Origin of the sequence: Pseudomonas sp. R62 (assembly GCF_000257605.1) — a bacterium.
Classification (GTDB): domain Bacteria; phylum Pseudomonadota; class Gammaproteobacteria; order Pseudomonadales; family Pseudomonadaceae; genus Aquipseudomonas; species Aquipseudomonas atacamensis.
On record NZ_JH635998.1, the window covers coordinates 1,920,106 to 1,936,510 of the forward strand.

At 59.9% G+C, this 16,405-nt stretch carries 15 protein-coding genes; 3 read left to right on the top strand and 12 right to left on the bottom strand.

The window, feature by feature from the left end:
- A partial coding sequence (locus OQK_RS09735) for an efflux RND transporter periplasmic adaptor subunit (protein WP_016772215.1) occupies window positions 1–850 on the bottom strand: 850 nt, incomplete at its 3' end.
- A 146-nt stretch (window positions 851–996) separates the two neighbouring features.
- On the opposite strand from OQK_RS09735, the gene OQK_RS09740 reads away from it, so the two are divergent.
- The gene (locus tag OQK_RS09740) at window positions 997–2,157 is read left to right on the top strand and encodes an AAA family ATPase (protein WP_016772216.1); all 1,161 of its coding nucleotides are present in this window, start codon (window positions 997–999) and stop codon (window positions 2,155–2,157) included.
- A gap of 47 nt (window positions 2,158–2,204) precedes the next feature.
- On the opposite strand, the gene OQK_RS09745 is transcribed toward OQK_RS09740, so the two are convergent.
- The 11 genes from OQK_RS09745 to OQK_RS09795 form a co-directional block, all read right to left on the bottom strand.
- On the bottom strand, window positions 2,205–3,077 hold the full coding sequence (locus tag OQK_RS09745; protein ID WP_016772217.1) for a transporter substrate-binding domain-containing protein: 873 nt from the start codon (window positions 3,075–3,077) through the stop codon (window positions 2,205–2,207).
- Window positions 3,074–3,856, bottom strand: coding sequence for an amino acid ABC transporter ATP-binding protein (locus OQK_RS09750; RefSeq protein ID WP_016772218.1), 783 nt, complete (start codon window positions 3,854–3,856; stop codon window positions 3,074–3,076). The genes OQK_RS09745 and OQK_RS09750 overlap by 4 nt, the downstream gene beginning before the upstream one ends.
- Window positions 3,853–4,512 carry an amino acid ABC transporter permease gene (locus tag OQK_RS09755; protein WP_016772219.1) on the bottom strand — a complete coding sequence of 220 codons (660 nt, stop codon included), beginning with the start codon at window positions 4,510–4,512 and terminating at the stop codon, window positions 3,853–3,855. Before OQK_RS09755 ends, OQK_RS09750 begins: the two co-directional genes overlap by 4 nt.
- A complete protein-coding gene (locus tag OQK_RS09760; RefSeq protein ID WP_016772220.1) occupies window positions 4,493–5,158 on the bottom strand; it encodes an amino acid ABC transporter permease in 666 nt (221 codons plus the stop codon). The genes OQK_RS09755 and OQK_RS09760 overlap by 20 nt, the downstream gene beginning before the upstream one ends.
- Window positions 5,159–5,822: 664 nt before the next feature.
- Complete coding sequence (locus tag OQK_RS09765; RefSeq protein ID WP_016772222.1) at window positions 5,823–6,620, bottom strand: MetQ/NlpA family ABC transporter substrate-binding protein; 798 nt, start codon at window positions 6,618–6,620, stop codon at window positions 5,823–5,825.
- 167 nt (window positions 6,621–6,787) lie between these two features.
- Window positions 6,788–7,720, bottom strand: coding sequence for a sigma 54-interacting transcriptional regulator (locus OQK_RS09770; protein ID WP_016772223.1), 933 nt, complete (start codon window positions 7,718–7,720; stop codon window positions 6,788–6,790).
- A gap of 51 nt (window positions 7,721–7,771) precedes the next feature.
- The gene (locus OQK_RS09775; protein ID WP_007918704.1) at window positions 7,772–8,353 is read right to left on the bottom strand and encodes an alpha/beta hydrolase; all 582 of its coding nucleotides are present in this window, start codon (window positions 8,351–8,353) and stop codon (window positions 7,772–7,774) included.
- A gap of 365 nt (window positions 8,354–8,718) precedes the next feature.
- Window positions 8,719–9,120: an ExbD/TolR family protein gene (locus tag OQK_RS09780; protein ID WP_007972930.1), complete on the bottom strand. Its 402-nt coding sequence runs from the start codon at window positions 9,118–9,120 to the stop codon at window positions 8,719–8,721.
- 1 nt (window position 9,121) lies between these two features.
- A complete protein-coding gene (locus OQK_RS09785; protein ID WP_016772224.1) occupies window positions 9,122–9,847 on the bottom strand; it encodes a MotA/TolQ/ExbB proton channel family protein in 726 nt (241 codons plus the stop codon).
- A 45-nt stretch (window positions 9,848–9,892) separates the two neighbouring features.
- Window positions 9,893–10,702: an energy transducer TonB gene (locus OQK_RS09790; RefSeq protein ID WP_016772225.1), complete on the bottom strand. Its 810-nt coding sequence runs from the start codon at window positions 10,700–10,702 to the stop codon at window positions 9,893–9,895.
- Between the two features lie 409 nt (window positions 10,703–11,111).
- Window positions 11,112–13,472 (bottom strand): TonB-dependent receptor, encoded by a 2,361-nt coding sequence (locus OQK_RS09795; RefSeq protein WP_016772226.1) that lies wholly within the window; start codon window positions 13,470–13,472, stop codon window positions 11,112–11,114.
- Window positions 13,473–13,637: 165 nt separating this feature from the next.
- Here OQK_RS09795 and OQK_RS09800 point away from each other — a divergent pair, with 165 nt between their 5' ends.
- A complete protein-coding gene (locus tag OQK_RS09800) occupies window positions 13,638–14,582 on the top strand; it encodes a LysR family transcriptional regulator (RefSeq protein WP_016772227.1) in 945 nt (314 codons plus the stop codon).
- Between the two features lie 177 nt (window positions 14,583–14,759).
- Window positions 14,760–16,376, top strand: a complete 1,617-nt coding sequence (locus OQK_RS09805; RefSeq protein ID WP_016772228.1) for an alkaline phosphatase family protein — start codon at window positions 14,760–14,762, stop codon at window positions 16,374–16,376.
- Window positions 16,377–16,405 lie beyond the last annotated feature (29 nt).

The window sequence follows — 16,405 nt, forward strand, 5'->3', positions numbered from 1 at the left end:
CCGATTTGCCGGTGCCCTTGGCGGTGGCACTGACCACCGAACCGAGCTGCATGCCCGGCGGCAGCTTGTCGAGGCTGACCTTGACCTGCACGGTGCCCGATTGCGCCGACACCGATGGCGTGATCTCACGCACGGTGCCGGTGGTTTTGATCTCGGGGTTGTCGAGCAGGCTGACTACGATCGAGCGATCGGACGGCCGCTCGGCCAGCAGCGATTCATAGACATTGAACACCGCGTCGCGGTCGCCATCGCGGGCGAGGCTGAAAATCGGCGCGGTGGCCTGCACCACTTGGCCGACTTCGGCCTGGCGCTCGGTGATCACCCCGGGTGCATCGGCGATCAGCGCGGTGTAGCTGAGCTGGTCCTTGGCGTTGGCCAGCTGCGCCTGCGCCGCGCTCAATGCGCTCTGGCTGCTGCGCAGCGCGGCTTGTGCCGAATCGTATTCGCTCTGGCTGGTGTAGCCCTTGGGCAGAAGTTTTTGCTGACGCACGAAAGCGGCTGCCGCTTGCTTCACGCGGGCCTGTTCGGCGACGACTTGGGCCTGAGCGGAATCGACGTTGGTCTGCAGATCTTTCGGATCGAGTTTGGCCAGCACCTGCTTGGCCGTGACGCGGTCGCCGACATCGACCATGCGCTGGATGATCTTGCCGCCGACGCGGAATGACAGCTGGGTCTGCACCCGCGCCTGCACATCACCGGTGAGGGTCACCGCGGCGGCGTAGTTGGCCGGTTCGACCTCTTGCACAAAGACCCGTGGCAAGTATTCCTGAGCAGGTTTCTTGTCGCCGCATGCGGTGAGCAACGCCATGGCGCTCACGGCCATCAGCACTTTCAATCCGGGACCCGCCATGCACACTCCTTGGCCTTAAATGCTGCTGTCGAGACGATACGACTTCAGAGCTTAGAACAGGGTTCCACGGTTGCGGACGCCAACACCAGATTTATCTCATTAAAGGTATGCTGCCCGCGTATCGCAGTGACCCGGAGAAGGATTTCATGCTCAACACCCTGGCGGTGGCCAATTACCGCTCGATCAACAAACTGGTGATTCCGCTCGGGCGCCTGAACCTGATTACCGGGCCCAACGGCAGCGGCAAGTCCAACCTCTATCGCGCCTTGCGCCTGCTGGCGGAAACCGCCCAGGGCGGCGTGGTCAATGCGCTGGCGCGTGAAGGCGGGCTGGACTCGACGTTCTGGGCCGGACCGGAAACCATCAGTCGACGCATGCGCAACGGTGAGGTGGCGATCGAGCCGACGGTGCGCCACGGCGTGAAAAGATTGCGACTGGGATTCGCCGGCGAGGATTTCAGCTACGCCATCGGCCTGGGCCTGCCGGAGCCAAGCACTTCATGCTTTGCCCTCGACCCGGAGATCAAGCGTGAGTGCATCTGGGCCGGCCCGGTGTTTCGCCCGGCGAGCCTGCTGGTCGATCGCAACGGTCCGATGATCCGCGCCCGCGAAGGTCGCGCCTGGGATGTGCTGGCGCAACACACGCCGAACTTCGACAGCCTGTTCGACCAGGTCGGCAATCTGCGCAGCTCGCCGGAAGTATTCCAGATGCGCGAATTCATCCGCCGCTGGCGCTTTTATGATCACTTTCGCAGCGATGCCGACGCGCCGGTGCGTCAGCCGCAACTGGGCACTCGCACGCCGGTGCTGCACCACGACGGCCGCGATCTGGCGGCGGCCTTGCAGACGATTATCGAGATTGGCGATCCGCAGGCGTTAACAGCGGCGATCAGCGATGCGTTTCCCGGCGCGCGACTGAAAATCGCGCCGTTGGCCGGTGGACGCTTCGCTATCGAGTTTTATCAGGAAGGCTTGTTGCGGCCATTGTCGGCGGCGGAATTGTCAGACGGAACCTTGCGCTATCTGCTGCTGGTTGCGGCGTTGCTGACACCGCGACCGCCGACACTAATGGTGCTCAACGAACCGGAAACCAGCCTGCACCCGGACCTGCTGCCGGCGCTGGCAAGGCTGATCATTCGCGCTTCGGAGCAGTGTCAGGTGTGGGTGGTGTCACATGCACGGCGCCTTATCTCGGCGTTGCAGGAAGACCCGGAATGCAATTGCATCGTGCTGGAGAAGACGCTGGGCCAGACCGGGATTGTCGGGCAGCGGGTGCTGGATGAGCCGGCGTGGCATTGGCCAGACTAGCCCATTCGATCGTTCCCACGCTCTGCGTGGGAACGATCAACAGGCAATCACCCCTGCCACTTGCCCCCTTCAACAATCACACTCTCAGGCCGGGTGTCATCACTCAGTTCTTTGCGCACATATTGGTCATACAGCTTGAGCAGGTATTTCTCCTCGCCCAACCTGGCCAATTCGCTGTTGACCCAATCACGCAACTCGAGATTGCCCTTTTTCACTGCCGGCGCAATCGGCGCCTCGGCTCCGAGCTTTTCCTCGAGCACGCGATAGCCCGGGTTCTGCTTGGCCCAGCTGAACAGCACCAGATTGTCCTGCGCGTAAGCATCGCCACGACCATTGGCCAAGGCTTGCAGCGACTCGGAGTTTTTCTCGAACTTGAGCAGTTTCCAGTCCGGGTGGTTTTTGGTCAGCCAGATATCCGCGGTGGTGCCGGTGGTGACAATCGTGGTGCGCGTCGCCAGATCATCCAGTTTTTTCACTGAACTGCCCTGCGGCACCAGCGCCTGCACGGCCACCTTGAGGTTCGGGTTGGTGAATTCCACCGCTTCCTTGCGTTCCGGGGTGACGGTCATGTTGGCGAGGATCAGGTCGACCTTGTCGCTCTGCAAAAATGGAATGCGACTGGCCGGCTCGACGGCGACGAACTCGACCTTGTTTTCGTCGCCGAGCAGATCTTTGGCGAAGCGCCGGCCAATGTCGGTGTCGAAGCCGACGTAGCGCCCGGCCTCATCGACGAAACCGAACGGTGGCTTGTCGGTGAAGACGCCGACAATCAGTTTGTCGCGGGCCTTGATCTTGTCCAGATAACCGGCCGGCGCGGCGCTTTCGCTGGCGACTTTCGGCTTTGGTGGCTCTTCGGTCTTACCGCAACCGGCAAGCAAGGCGAGGCTGAGCAGGGGCAGTAACAAAGCGGCAGTTTTCATAGCAGTTCCAGTTCCTTTTTCGGATTCGTTTCTGGCGATGTGGCAACGAAGGAGAACTTCTCAAGAAACTGCTGCGCGCGTGCGGTTTGCGGGTTCGTAAAGAAAATCTCGGGGGGGGATTGTTCGAGGATGCGCCCGGCATCCATGAACACGATGCGGTCGGCCACCGCGCGGGCGAAGGCCATTTCGTGAGTGACGATCAGCAGGGTCATGCCTTCGCGAGCCAGACCCTGAATGACTTGCAGCACTTCCTTGACCATTTCCGGGTCGAGGGCGGCGGTGACTTCGTCGAAGAGCATGACCCGTGGATTCATGCACAGCGAGCGAACAATGGCGATGCGTTGCTGCTGGCCGCCGGAGAGCTGACGCGGGAAAGCATCGCGCTTGTCCAGCAGGCCGACACGCTCAAGCAAGGCTTCGGCCTGCTGCTGCGCTTCGCGACGCTGACGCTTCTGCACCTTGAGCGGGCCGAGCAGCAGATTGTCGAGCACGCTCATGTGCGGGAACAGGTGATAACTCTGGAACACCATGCCGATCTGCTGGCGAATTTCGCGCCAGTCAGTGGCCTTGTACAACAGCTCTCGGTCGAGGAATTTCAGGCTGCCGCTGTGGGCCTCTTCCAGACCATTGAGGCAACGCAGCAAAGTACTTTTGCCGCAACCGCTGGGACCAAGAATGACGAGTACTTCGCCGCTCTGCACTTGCAGGTCAATGCCGTCGAGCACCTGCTGCGCGCCATAGAATTTGTTGAACCCGTGAAACTTGATCAGTGCGCTCATGCTTGCGTCCAGCGCCGCTCCAGCACGCGCGAAGCGGCCGAAAGCGGGTAGCAGATGAAAAAGAAAAACAGGAACAGCGCACCGTAAATCAGTACCGATTCGTAGGTGCGCTCGATGATCTGCTGACCGACCTTGATCACATCTACGACGCCGATCAGTACCGCCAGGGAACTGGTCTTGATGATCCGCGTATAAACATTGATGGTCGGCGGCGTCATGCGCTTGAGCGCTTGCGGCAGCAGCACGTAGCCATAAAGTTGAGCTGCATTGAGGCCGATCGACAGCCCAGCTTCACGCTGTCCGCGCGGCAACGAATGCAGCGCACCGCGCGCTACCTCGCCAACTTCGCTGGCGCCCCACAGCGACAGCACCAGCACCGCGCACCAGAAGCTCGGCAGGCTCAGGCCGAAGAAAATCGGCAGACCGAAGAACAGCAGATACAACCAGACCAGCACCGGAATTGCCCGGAACAGCTCCAGATAGATGCGCAGAATCGCGTTCAACCACGTTACGTTCAAAGTGCGCAGAACACCGTAGAGCACACCGCCGATCGTACTGATGGCGATGCTCAGAAACGAGATCGACAGTGTTTGCCCGGCGCCTTTTGCCAGTTGCGGCAACGATATCCACAGCAACTCAAGACCCGAACTGGCCATGCTGGAGCCTCCTTTCCAGACGGCTGAGCAACAGCGACAGCGGCAAGAACAGCAGCACGCAGATCAGCGTCAGCACGGCGAGCATTTCGTAGGTTTTGTAATAGAGCGCGATGTAGCTTTTGGTGGTGTAGAGGATTTCCGGCACCGCTACCGCCGAGACCACGGTGGTTTCCTTCAACAGGAAAATGAAATTGGCGAACAGCGACGGCAGGCTGAGAATCCCCGCCTGCGGCAGGATCACATAACGAAGTAATTGCCCGTGAGACAGGCCAATCGACCGCCCGGATTCCAGTTGCGCCTGGGGCACCGCATCGATGCCGGCGCGCAGCACTTCGGTGAGGTAGGCGCCACCAAGGAAGGTCATGGTGATGATTGCCGCAGTGAAACCGGAAACCTGGATCCCCACCGCCGGCAACGCGAAGTAGACGAAGAACAGCTGAATCAGCAACGGCGTGTTGCGCGCCAGCTCTACGTAGAGGCCGACCAGTTTTTGCAGGTATGGCGTGCGAAACACCAGAATCGTCGCGTTGAGCAGCGCCACCAACAGCGAAGTGGCGATCGCAATCAAACCGACCTGCAGAGTCACGCCGACGGCTTTGAGAAAAGCCGGCAGAGTGCTGAGGATAAAGGCGTAGTCGAAAGTCATGAAGCGTCCTGACGCTGCTTGGTAAGCGGCGATGATGCAATCCATGGACGGCGGATGGCCGTCCGGCAGGCACTGACTTTATAGGTATAAAAACCATAATTTAAATACCTTTAAAGCATATTGATATCACCCAAAAAACTATCCTGTGGGTTTGCCGGGAAGGAATAAGACGGCTATTTTTCTTTGCGCTGTAGGACGGATCTTTTTTCCACGAAAGACCTCCAAGGAACCACAGCTTTTGGCCAGACTCTCCGGCCCATTCACCACAAGGAAGAACAACATGGACGTAAAAGTGCCGCAGCGGCTGGATCCGCAGGACATCGTGAAATTGCTGAGGGCGTTGCGCCGGGCGTTGAAGACTACAGCGTAAGTCAAAAGCCCCTCACCCCAGCCCTCTCCCGGAGGGAGAGGGGGCCGACCGAGGTGTCTCGCGTTGTACATCGACCTGGAAGATCTTGGCGATTATGGCTTGGCTGGGCTTCAGCGATGCTGGATTCAGAGCGATACGTTCAGGTCGGCGTATCTCTTGAATATCCCCGTATCGGTTCCCTCTCCCTCTGGGAGAGGGTTAGGGTGAGGGGCTTTTTAACGCACACACAGAAACGCCGATGACCATCAAGGCCATCGGCGTTTTTGCATCTGAAGCAGATTCACTCAAGTCAGATCAGAACGCCGGCAACACCGCGCCGCTGTACTTCTTCTCGATGAAGGCTTTGACTTCCGGGCTGGTCAGGGCCTTGGCCAGTTTCTGGATCGCGTCGCTGTTCTTGTTGTCCTCACGGGCAACCAGGAAGTTCACGTACGGCGAGTCAGCACCTTCGATCACCAGCGCGTCTTTCTGCGGATTCAGCTTGGCTTCCAGCGCGTAGTTGGTGTTGATCATGTCCAGATCAACTTCCTTCAGCACGCGCGGCAGCAGGGCCGATTCCAGTTCCTTGAACTTGAAGTTGTGCGGGTTCTTGGCGATGTCTTTCGGCGTTGCCAGAGCGTTTTTCGGATCTTTCAGTTCAATCAGGCCGGCCTTTTGCAGCAGGATCAGGGCGCGGCCGCTGTTGCTGCCTTCGTTGGGGATGGCGATGGTCGCGCCGTCCGGCAACTCAGCCAGAGTCTTGTACTTGCTCGAGTAACCACCGAACGGTTCAACGTGAACGCCCTGCACGGTCACCAGGTACTTGGATTTGTCATCCTTGTATTTACCCTGGTTGAAGCTGTTCAGGTACGGCAGGGTCTGGAAGTAGTTGGCGTCCAGACGCTTCTCGCCGACCTGTACGTTCGGTTGTACATAGTCGGTGAAAACCTTGATTTCCAGATCCACGCCCTCTTTGGCCAGGGTCGGTTTGATCAGCTCAAGGATTTCAGCGTGGGGCACCGGCGTTGCGGCAACTACCAGTTTCTCGCCGGCGTTGGCGAAAGAAGCCGTCAGAGCAGCCGCCAATGCGGTAAACAACAGAACCTTTTTCATGCAGTGTCCTTATCGAAAATCACGGTCGTCATCGACGACGGCATTTAATACGTGTGCCAGTGAAGTGATATCGCTGGCGTGAGGCGGACAATACCCGGATTTTTTATTCCCGGACAATAACGTTTATTCAGCTTCATATTCCATTTTGTTCATGTTGAAGAAAACGCTCACACCGCCTCGCTCAAGCGAATCAGCCAGTCTTTCAAGGCCTTACGCTCTGCACTGCTACCACCTATATGGGTCTGCCTGACCAGACGTTCGATCTGAACCTGCGGCGCAGACGCGTCAGGCAGGTTCAGATGTTCCGGCAGGATTTCGTCGCCGGTGCTGACCAGCAGGGCAAAGTGGATGACGTTTTCCAGTTCGCGAGTGTTGCCCGGCCAGCTGTGTTGTTCGAGCACATGTTGCGCGGCTTCGCTGATCAGCGGCACGGGCAAGTCGAGACGCTGGCTGTAGATGCCAAGGAAATACTCGGCCAGCGAGAGGATGTCGCCGGTGCGCGCGCGCAACGCCGGCAGCTCCAGATGACCCTCGCTGAGGTAGTGATAGAGCCGCTCGTGGAATTTTCCGGCGTCCACGGCCTGGGCCAGATCGATGCTGGTCGCCGCAACCAGGCGCACATCCACCGGGCTCGGCTGATGCGCACCGACGCGGGTGACTTCGTGGTTTTCCAATGCCGCGAGCAACTTGATCTGGATTGGCAGCGGCAGATCGCCGATTTCATCCAGGTACAAGGTGCCGCCGTTGGCCGAACCGAACCAGCCGGCGCGGCTGCTGGCCGAACCGCTGTAGCTGCCGGCGGCGTAGCCGAACAGTTCGGCGTCGGCGTAGGTCGGGCTGATCGCGCCGCAGTTCACCGAAACGAACAGCCCGCTGCGATCACTGGCGCGGTGGATATGCCGGGCGAGCAGCTCTTTACCGGTGCCAGTCTCACCGCGAATCAACACTGAAATCGCACGTGGAGCCAACTGCTCCAACTCCTCGCGCAATTGCCGCGAGCGTGGGTCGACGAACACCAACGCCTTGGCGCGAATGCTCAGGGGGCTTTTTTCCGCATCGGGAAAGGTCAACAAGGGCTGACCGAAGGTTTCGAGACTCATGGCAGGCTCCCGCCCAAAACCGCCAGCCGACGGGGGCGTTGAATAGTAAGGTCAGGCGCGACGGCGGGCGTGATGTTCCAGACGGTTTTGCAGGCGATAGAGATAGGCAAATCCCTGCTCCCAACGCTGATGCCCGGACTTGACGTTGATGTGCCCGGCCCCGGCGAGAATCCCCGCCTCCGCGCCCCAGTTGCGCGCCAGTTCCAATGCGCGCGGCGCACTGACGGCGGCGTCGTTGTCGGAGCTGACGACCTGACTGGGGAATGGCAACAGGTCCGTCGGAATCGGTGCGAAGTTGCGCAGCGCTGGCGCGCAGGCAGGACGCTCGACATCGGCCGGCGCGACCAGCAACGCCCCGCGCACCTGACGCAGGTACTGCAACGGCGCAGTCGCCGCCCAGTGGGCAACGGTGATGCAGCCGAGGCTGTGAGCGATGAGAATGACCGGCGTGCTGTCGGCGGCAATCGCTTCGGCCAGCGCGGCGACCCAGTCCTCACGGCGCGGCGTCAGCCAATCGGCCTGCTCGACCCGCGCGCTGTTTGGCAGGCTGTTCTGCCAATGGCTTTGCCAATGATCTTCTGGCGATCCTTGCCAGCCCGGCACAATCAGGTAGCGGATTGATTCGTTGCGCATGGGGAGCTCTCCTGCGTCGTGTCTGTTCCGGGTCGAGTATAGGGAGCGGAGTTATATTGGTTAAGGAATAAGAAGCTATTTATTAAGACCTGTATCGAATATGTGATTTGTGTAGGGCATAAGATTCCTCCCCCTCACCCCAACCCTCTCCCCCAAGGGGGCGAGGGGGGAAAGGGAGCCGATCTTCAGGTTCTTCAAATCTTGAGTTCGATTGGATTTCTCATATCGATGTATAGCCGCCAGACACCCCGGTCAGTCCCCTCTCCCTCCGGGAGAGGGCTAGGGTGAGGGGCTTTTTCAAAAACCGAACGCAAAAAAAGGGCCGCACCCTGCCAAGGAGACGGCCCCGGAAAAACGAAAATCTGTTACCGCGCAGTAATCACCGACAACTTGGTAATCCCCGCCCGTTCGATCGAAGCCATGGCTCGCGCCACTTCGCCGTAATTCACCCCATCATCGGCCTGCAATTGCACGCGCACCTCCGGGTCCTTGGCTTTGGCCGACTTGAGGTTGAATTCGAGTAAGTCGGGCTGAATCTCGTCCTTGTTGATAAACAGCTTGCCGGCGCCGTCGATGCTCACCACCAGCGGATCCTTCTGCTCGACCGGTGCCACCGCTTCGGTCTTCGGCAGGTTGATCGGGATCGCGTTGGTCAGCAGCGGCGCGGTGACGATAAACACCACCAGCAGCACCAGCATCACGTCTACCAGCGGCGTCACGTTGATTTCGCTGAGCACCTCATCCGTGTCTTGCGTGGAGAAGGCCATATCAGGACGCCTCCTTCACTTTTGCCGCGTTGCCCGACGTTGCCACCTTGTGTGCGGTCGGGTGGATCAGCACGCGGAACGAGCTCTTCTGCGCCAGGCTGTAGAAGTCGTGGGCGAAGTCATCGAGATCCGCCGCGGTCAATTTCAGACGACGCAGAAAGTAGTTGTAAACCAGCACCGCCGGCACCGCGACGGCGATCCCCACGCCAGTCGCGACGAGTGCCGCACCGATCGGCCCGGCCACCGTTTCCAGGCTCGCCGAACCGGCGGCGCTGATGCCTTTCAAGGCCTCCATGATTCCCCACACCGTGCCGAACAAACCAATGAACGGCGAGGTGCTGCCAATACTCGCGACCACCGCCAGACCGGTTTCCAGCGAACGCCGTTCGCGGACGATCTGCTGGCGCAAGGCACGCTCGAGGCGATCCTGATGGTTGATCGCCTGGCTCAGATCATTCGCCTGCGGCGCCTCGCCCACCTGGATCGCTGCATAGCCAGCCTGCGCCACTCGCGCTGCGGCGCCGGGCTGGGTTTCGCTCAACTCTGCCGCGACATCCAGACTCGAAGCTGCCCAGAAGCGTTTATGAAAGCGCCGATCCTGCGCTTTCAGACGACCGAACTGCACAGCCTTGAGCAACGCCAGGCCCCAAGTGGCAACGGAAAAAACCACCAGCAGCCAGATCACCGCGCTTTCGATGGATTCCAGTGGAGATGCCAGTAACGTCATGATGTGTTCCCTCGTATAAACATTTCGCGCGAATTTGGTTTCGGTTTAATGAATCTTGAAATCGATGGGCACGCTGACCCAGCCGTCCTGGGCGACATCACCCTGCTTGGCCGGGACGAAACTCCAGCGCTTGACGGCATTCAGCGCCGCATCGTCGAGCTGTTGCCGACCACTGCTTTTGGCAATCTGAATCTCGCCCGGTTTGCCGCTGGCCAACACATGCACCCGTAACAACACCGTGCCTTCCCAACCGCGCCGCTGGGCCAGCGACGGGTATTCCGGCGCCGGGTTTTTCAGGTATGCCGCATTGGCTGAAGCCGGGGTAACGGGCGCAGGTGCCGGTGGCGCGGGGGGCGCTGGCGCTGCGACCGGGGCTGCCGGTTTCGTTGGCGCCGGCGGCTGCTCTACCGGCTTCGGCGCGGGTTTGGGCGGCAGTTTCACCACCGGTTTGGGTTTGGCGATCGGCTTGGGCGGCGGCGGTTTCACCGCCAACTCGTCCTCCACTGGCGGTGGTGGCTCGACCACGTGCGCCGGTGGTGGCGGCGCAACAACCGGCGGCGCGGGCGGAGCCGGGCGTGAAAACTCGATGGTCATCGGCGGAATTTCCGGCGGTACCACCGGCAGCACCGGCGTCGGTTTCTGGCTGACCCAATAAATCACTGCACCGTGCACGATCAACGCGAGCACACCGAGCAGAAGGGTTTCGCGCCGACTCAAAATGCCCTTGGGCGCACGCTGCAAACGCAACTGTCCCAACGGCACACGGTGCGGCCGGCCAAGATCGACCAGTTCGCCACTCGGCGTGTGCCGCCACAACAATTCCCCTGCGCTGGCGGCGGTCTGGACATTGCCCATTGTTCAACTCCCTGCGGTCTCTTTCGTTCTACGAGCCAAAGTGATCGACCCGCCATTCTTGAAGCCCCCACGGCGTAGTCGATGGGGCAATCATTGGCTGTGGACGCTTATCACCGAAAGCAATCTTTAACGTTATGCATAGGCCCTCAAGGAATATACAAATCATCCGTTTTTACCGAAGCCGCGCACTACAAGGGCTGCAGCGATCTGCCATAAACGCCATGCTTTTACGGCATGAAAAGTATTCGGCTACGGCATCCGTTAACGCCTTGAAAGGCTGTTTTTGGTTCGCTGATTGCCGACGTCATGCGCCATTGCCGTCGTCGCTGTCGATCAGCTGCGTCTGCTTGCCGGCGCCGCTGAGGACTGGTTGAACGGCCATGTCCAGATCAGCGCCTTGATAGCCCGATCAGAAGTCGTAGCGTCCTGTAACACCCAGGGTCCGTGGCGTGCCGAGCAGGCCTTCATAGCCGCCGTTACCGCCGGTCCACAGGGTCGTGTAGTAGGTTTTGTCGAAGGCGTTTTTCAGCCACAGCGAGACATCCCACTGGCCCTGATTGAAATCGCCGCGCAGGCCGGTGGAAAGGTTGACCACCGCGTAACTGGGGATCTGCCCGTAATCGGAATCCTCGACCGTGCCCACCGCTTTGGAGCGGAACGCGTAGCTGCCGGTGACGTAGGGTTCGAAGCCGTTAGCCAGATTCCATTTGTATTCGCCGTTGGCGTTGCCGATCCATTTCGACGCGCCGACGACTTGATGGCCGCTGAGATCGCAGGAGGCCGGTGGACCCGGTGCCTGGCTGACTTCCGGCGGGCACGGTGCATCCTTGTACGAGAGGTAGCTGACGTCGTTGTACGAACCGTTGAAGTTCAGCGTCAGGCCACGCAACGGCACCACGGTGCTTTCGAACTCGATGCCGCGCGAGCGCACCGAGCCTGCGTTGGTCAGGTATTGCACGCGGTTGGCGGCGTCGTAGGCATTGGTCTGGTAGGCGTTGACCTGGGTCCAGAATACGTTGGCGTTGAGTTGCAGGCGGCGATCCCACAGGGTGCTTTTGAAACCGAGTTCGGCGTTGTTGGCGCGCTCGGTGCCGATCAATAACGAGTCGGCGCCAGCGGTAGGTGCGGAGCCGACCGCGAGGTTGACCCCGCCGGATTTCTCGCCGTGGGACAGCGTGGCGTAACCGAGCACATCATCGGTGATGCGATAGCTCAGGTTGAGCAGTCCCGAGGGGCTGGAGCTGTACTGATTCAAGTCACCGGAATCGTAGACGCCGGCACGGCCGCGACGCGCATTGGCTGCCGCGCCGGCCACAGCTACACCGCCGACCGGCGCGTTGCGGCCGACCGAGGCGTTTTTCTCTTCGTAGGTGCCACGCACCCCGGCGGTGAAATCGAGACGTTCGCTCAGGTGCCAGGTGCCTTGGGCAAACAGGGCGAAACTGTCGGTCTGGATATGGCCGTTGCCGACGCTGGTGACGTTGGCAAGGCTGCCCGCCGGTGTGCCATTCCAGATATCGGCCTGCGGGCCGTAATAGGAGAAGGATTTGTTGTCCAGATCCGAGCCGAAATAGTAGGCGCCGACCACATAATCGAAGAACTCACCCTTGGGCGAGGCCAGGCGAAATTCCTGCGAATACTGTTTGTCTTCCACCGACACGCCGGCGTTGTAACTGGCCGGCACGTTGAGGCCATCGTCGTTGCGCGGGGTGAAATTCCAGAAACGATAAGAGCTGACCGACGTCAGGGTGAAGTCGCTCGGCAACGTCCAGTTGGCTTCCACCGACGTGCCGCCCTGATGCACGGTGACGTGCTGGTCGTTATCGAGATTGACCTTGCGATGCCGGCCGTTGACCAGCGTTGCCCCGGCTGCACTGGCCCGCGATTCATACAGGTTGACGCCGTTGATGGTCGGCCCTGTGTTGTACAACACGCGAGTGCCGGCGCTGGAATCTTCTTCGTTGTAATCGCCGATCCAGCGCAGATTGAAATCTTCATTGGGCTTGAACAACAGCTGCGCGCGGAAGCCCTCGCGGGAGCCGCCGTTGAGGTCGTGGCCGTCGTATTCGTTCTTGATGTCGCCGTCACTGCGCGTGCGATACGCCGAGAAGCGCCCGGCCAGCTGGTCGTTGAGCGGTCCGGAAATCGTGCCCTTGGTCTGGAAATAACCGTCCTCGCCGACCGAGGTTTCGATACTGCGTTCCGGTGTGAAACTGGGCGCGCGGGTGCTGATGTTGATAACCCCGGCGGTGGTGTTCTTGCCGAACAGCGTGCCTTGCGGACCGCGCAAGACTTCGAGCTGCTCGATGTCCATCAGATCGAACACCGCCATCCCCGGACGGCCCAGATAAACGTTGTCGATGTACAGGCCAACGCTGCCTTCCAGGCCATCACTGGCCGGGTTGTTACCGAGGCCACGGATCGACACGCTGGACTGCCGCGCATGCATGTAAGCGACGTTGACGCTGGGCACCAGTTGCTGCAAGTCCTGAATCCGGTAAACCCGTTGCGTCTCCAGATTCTGCCCACTGACCACGCTCATTGGCGTCGGCACGTCTTGCGAACTTTCTTCGCGGCGGCGCGTGGTGACGGTCACGGTTTCCAGCTGGGAACCGCTGGCCGCCGCTGTGCCTGCGGGGACGGGCGGAGGGGTTTCGGCTTCGGCGGCATAGCCGTGAGTCCAGGTGGCGCTGCCTGCCAGCAACAGCGCCAAAGGCAGGCGTTTGAGCCGTCGGGGAGATGGGGGTAACGCGAGATTCAACGGACTCATGGCGCGGCTCCTGGTCAAAAAACACACAGACATCTTCAGTGCTGCATATTCTTTTCAGTTATTTATTTATGGATTTACAAATATTTACTGCATAAGAGATTGCCTTTATAAGGAGTCGACCTAATGCATATCCAATGCATTTCCCGGATATTTTTTATGTGAAAAATGCATATCGACTTGCGCCAATTGCGTCACTTCATCGCTCTGGTTGAGCAACGCAGCTTTGTCGCTGGCGCGCAGGCGGTGAACCTGTCGCAGTCGGCATTCAGCCGCAGCATCCAAGCACTGGAACACAGCGTCGGCTGCCAGTTGGTCGACCGTGGGCGCAAGGAATTGCCGCCGACCAAACAGGGCCATGTGCTGCTCGAACATGCGCGGCGACTGGTCAGCGGTGCGCAGCAGATGGCCAATGAGATCAGCCAGTTCAATGGCCTCGAGGCCGGGGAATTGCGCTTTGGTTGCGGGCCGGCGCCAGCCGCCGGATTGATCCCGCGCGCGATCGGCGCATTCATCGGCCGCTACCCGAAGGCGCGCGTACAGTTTCTGGTCGATGACTGGCAGAGCCTGAGCAAACGCCTGCTCAGCGAAGAGTTCGAATTCTTCGTCGCCGATACCCGGCAATTCGAGGCCGATCCGGATTACCAGACCTACCGCTTGCGGGCACGCAAATGGCATTTCTGCTGCCGCGCCGGGCATCCACTGACGGCGTTTGAACGCATCACTGCCGAGCAATTGCTGAGTTATCCACTGGCGGTCAGCATCCGCCCGCCGAACCTGCGCAAGGTCATCGTCGACCTCAGCGGTCGTCCGGATTTCACCCCGAATGTGGAATGCGAAAACGGTTCGACGCTGTTGAGCGTGGTGCTGCGTTCGGAGGCGATCGGAATTGTCGGCGCGTATTCCGATGCGCTGCATCTGGCCAAGGGTGAGCTGGTCTGTTTGAAGATCGAAGGCCTGGCGGATGATCTGGAGGAGCTGTACACCCGCTACGGCATCGTCAGCCGCGCCGGGTATCGGCTGTCACCGTTGGCCGAAGCGATGATTGAGCAGATCAAAGTGGTTGATGCGGAGGATGAGGAGGTGTGTTCGCTGGAGAATTTTGCTGTCTGAGCTGGCCCCTTCGCGAGCAGGCTCGCTCCACAGGAATACGCATTTCAAATGTGGGAGCGAGCCTGCTCGTGAAGAGGCTGATGCAATCGCTGCATAAAAACCATTCCCCAAATGCACTTGCCGAAAACCTCTACCGACAGCGAAAACCCTCACCTGTCCCACTGACCGGTGAACCCCATGCCCACCCAATCCAACTCCGTGCGCAACGTGCTGTACATCATGTGCGATCAACTGCGCCGCGATTACCTGTCCTGCTACGGCCACCCGCATCTGCATACACCGAATATCGATCGCCTCGCAGCTCAAGGGGTGCGTTTCAGCCGCGCCTATACCCAAGGCACGATTTGCGGTCCTTCAAGGATGTCGGCCTACACCGGGCGCTACGTCAGCAGCCATCAAGTGGCCTGGAACGCGGTGCCGTTGCCGCTGGATGAATTGACGATCGGCGATTACCTGCGACCTCACGGCATCCGCACCGCGCTGGTCGGCAAGACCCATGCGACGGCCAATGTCGACGCCTTGCAGCGTCTGGCGATCAACCCGCAAAGCGCGCAAGCCGAGTTGCTCAATGAGGTCGGCTTCGAACCGTACCTGCGCCACGACGGTATCTACCCCGACGATCCGTCATTCGACGACAAGCGCGAATCCGCGCCCTATACCCAATACCTGCGCGCGCAGGGCTTCGATGGCAAGAATCCCTGGCACGACTGGGCGAATGCCGCCGAAGGCGAGAACGATGAAATCCTCAGCGGCTGGAAAATGCGTCATGCGAATTTGCCAGCACGAATTCCCGAGCAACACTCAGAGACTGTCTACACTACAAATCGGGCCATCGACTTCATCACCGAGCAAGGCGAGAAATCCTGGTGTTTACACCTCTCGTACATCAAACCGCATTGGCCCTACATCGTACCGGCACCGTACCACGCCTTGTACAGTACGAAATCGATTCTTCAACCGGTCCGCGCGGCGCCCTCCGTAGCCAGCAAACACCCCGTATACATTGCCTTTCGCCAGCATGAGGAAAGCCTCAACTTTTCCCGCGATTCAGTACGATTGACTGTCATCCCCACGTACATGGGCCTGATCAAGCAAGTGGATGATCAGTTGGGGCGGCTGTTCGATTTTCTGCAGAGCTACGGGCGTTGGGATGACACGTTGATCGTGTTCACCAGCGATCACGGCGATTTCCTTGGCGATCATTGGCTCGGTGAGAAGGAGTTTTTGCTTGAGCAGGCGGTGGGCGTGCCGTTGATCGTGCGCGACCCTCGGGCGGCGGCGGATGTCACTCGCGGCACTGTCGATGAGCGGCTGGCGGAAACCATTGATGCGTTGCCGACGTTTCTTCAAGCGTTGGGATTAGCGGGCGCGGAACACCGGCTGGAAGGGCGTTCATTGATCCCGTTGCTGCACGGGGAAAATCCCGATTGGCGCCGCTATGCAATCAGCGAATACGACTACGCCTTTCAGGCCCCGGCACGCGAGCGACTCGGCCAGCCGATCGACCGTTGCCGCATGACCATGGTGCGCAGCGAGCGCTGGAAATACCTGGGGTACGACGGGTTTAGACCGCAGTTGTTTGATCTGTTGAATGATCCGCAGGAGCTGAATGATCTGGGTGAGGACCCGGCGTACACGGCGGTGCGCGAGGAGCATGCGGGGTATCTGTTTGAGTGGATGCGTGGATTGAAGCGGCGGACGACGATCAGCCATCCGGAGATCGATTTGCGCGGGCAGCGGTTTCGTTATGGTGAGCCGGAAACCGAGAAGGTTGTTCAGATTGGTGTGTGGTAGCTGTGATCAAATGATCGTTCCCACGCTCC

Excerpts from the sequence above, each read along its gene's own strand:
- OQK_RS09740 (WP_016772216.1), top strand. The coding sequence starts at position 997 with ATGCTCAACACCCTGGCGGTGGCCAATTACCGCTCGATCAACAAACTG.
- OQK_RS09745 (WP_016772217.1), bottom strand. The coding sequence starts at position 3,077 with ATGAAAACTGCCGCTTTGTTACTGCCCCTGCTCAGCCTCGCCTTGCTT.
- OQK_RS09750 (WP_016772218.1), bottom strand. The coding sequence starts at position 3,856 with ATGAGCGCACTGATCAAGTTTCACGGGTTCAACAAATTCTATGGCGCG.
- OQK_RS09755 (WP_016772219.1), bottom strand. The coding sequence starts at position 4,512 with ATGGCCAGTTCGGGTCTTGAGTTGCTGTGGATATCGTTGCCGCAACTG.
- OQK_RS09760 (WP_016772220.1), bottom strand. The coding sequence starts at position 5,158 with ATGACTTTCGACTACGCCTTTATCCTCAGCACTCTGCCGGCTTTTCTC.
- OQK_RS09765 (WP_016772222.1), bottom strand. The coding sequence starts at position 6,620 with ATGAAAAAGGTTCTGTTGTTTACCGCATTGGCGGCTGCTCTGACGGCT.
- OQK_RS09770 (WP_016772223.1), bottom strand. The coding sequence starts at position 7,720 with ATGAGTCTCGAAACCTTCGGTCAGCCCTTGTTGACCTTTCCCGATGCG.
- OQK_RS09775 (WP_007918704.1), bottom strand. The coding sequence starts at position 8,353 with ATGCGCAACGAATCAATCCGCTACCTGATTGTGCCGGGCTGGCAAGGA.
- OQK_RS09780 (WP_007972930.1), bottom strand. The coding sequence starts at position 9,120 with ATGGCCTTCTCCACGCAAGACACGGATGAGGTGCTCAGCGAAATCAAC.
- OQK_RS09785 (WP_016772224.1), bottom strand. The coding sequence starts at position 9,847 with ATGACGTTACTGGCATCTCCACTGGAATCCATCGAAAGCGCGGTGATC.
- OQK_RS09790 (WP_016772225.1), bottom strand. The coding sequence starts at position 10,702 with ATGGGCAATGTCCAGACCGCCGCCAGCGCAGGGGAATTGTTGTGGCGG.
- OQK_RS09795 (WP_016772226.1), bottom strand. The coding sequence starts at position 13,472 with ATGAGTCCGTTGAATCTCGCGTTACCCCCATCTCCCCGACGGCTCAAA.
- OQK_RS09800 (WP_016772227.1), top strand. The coding sequence starts at position 13,638 with ATGCATATCGACTTGCGCCAATTGCGTCACTTCATCGCTCTGGTTGAG.
- OQK_RS09805 (WP_016772228.1), top strand. The coding sequence starts at position 14,760 with ATGCCCACCCAATCCAACTCCGTGCGCAACGTGCTGTACATCATGTGC.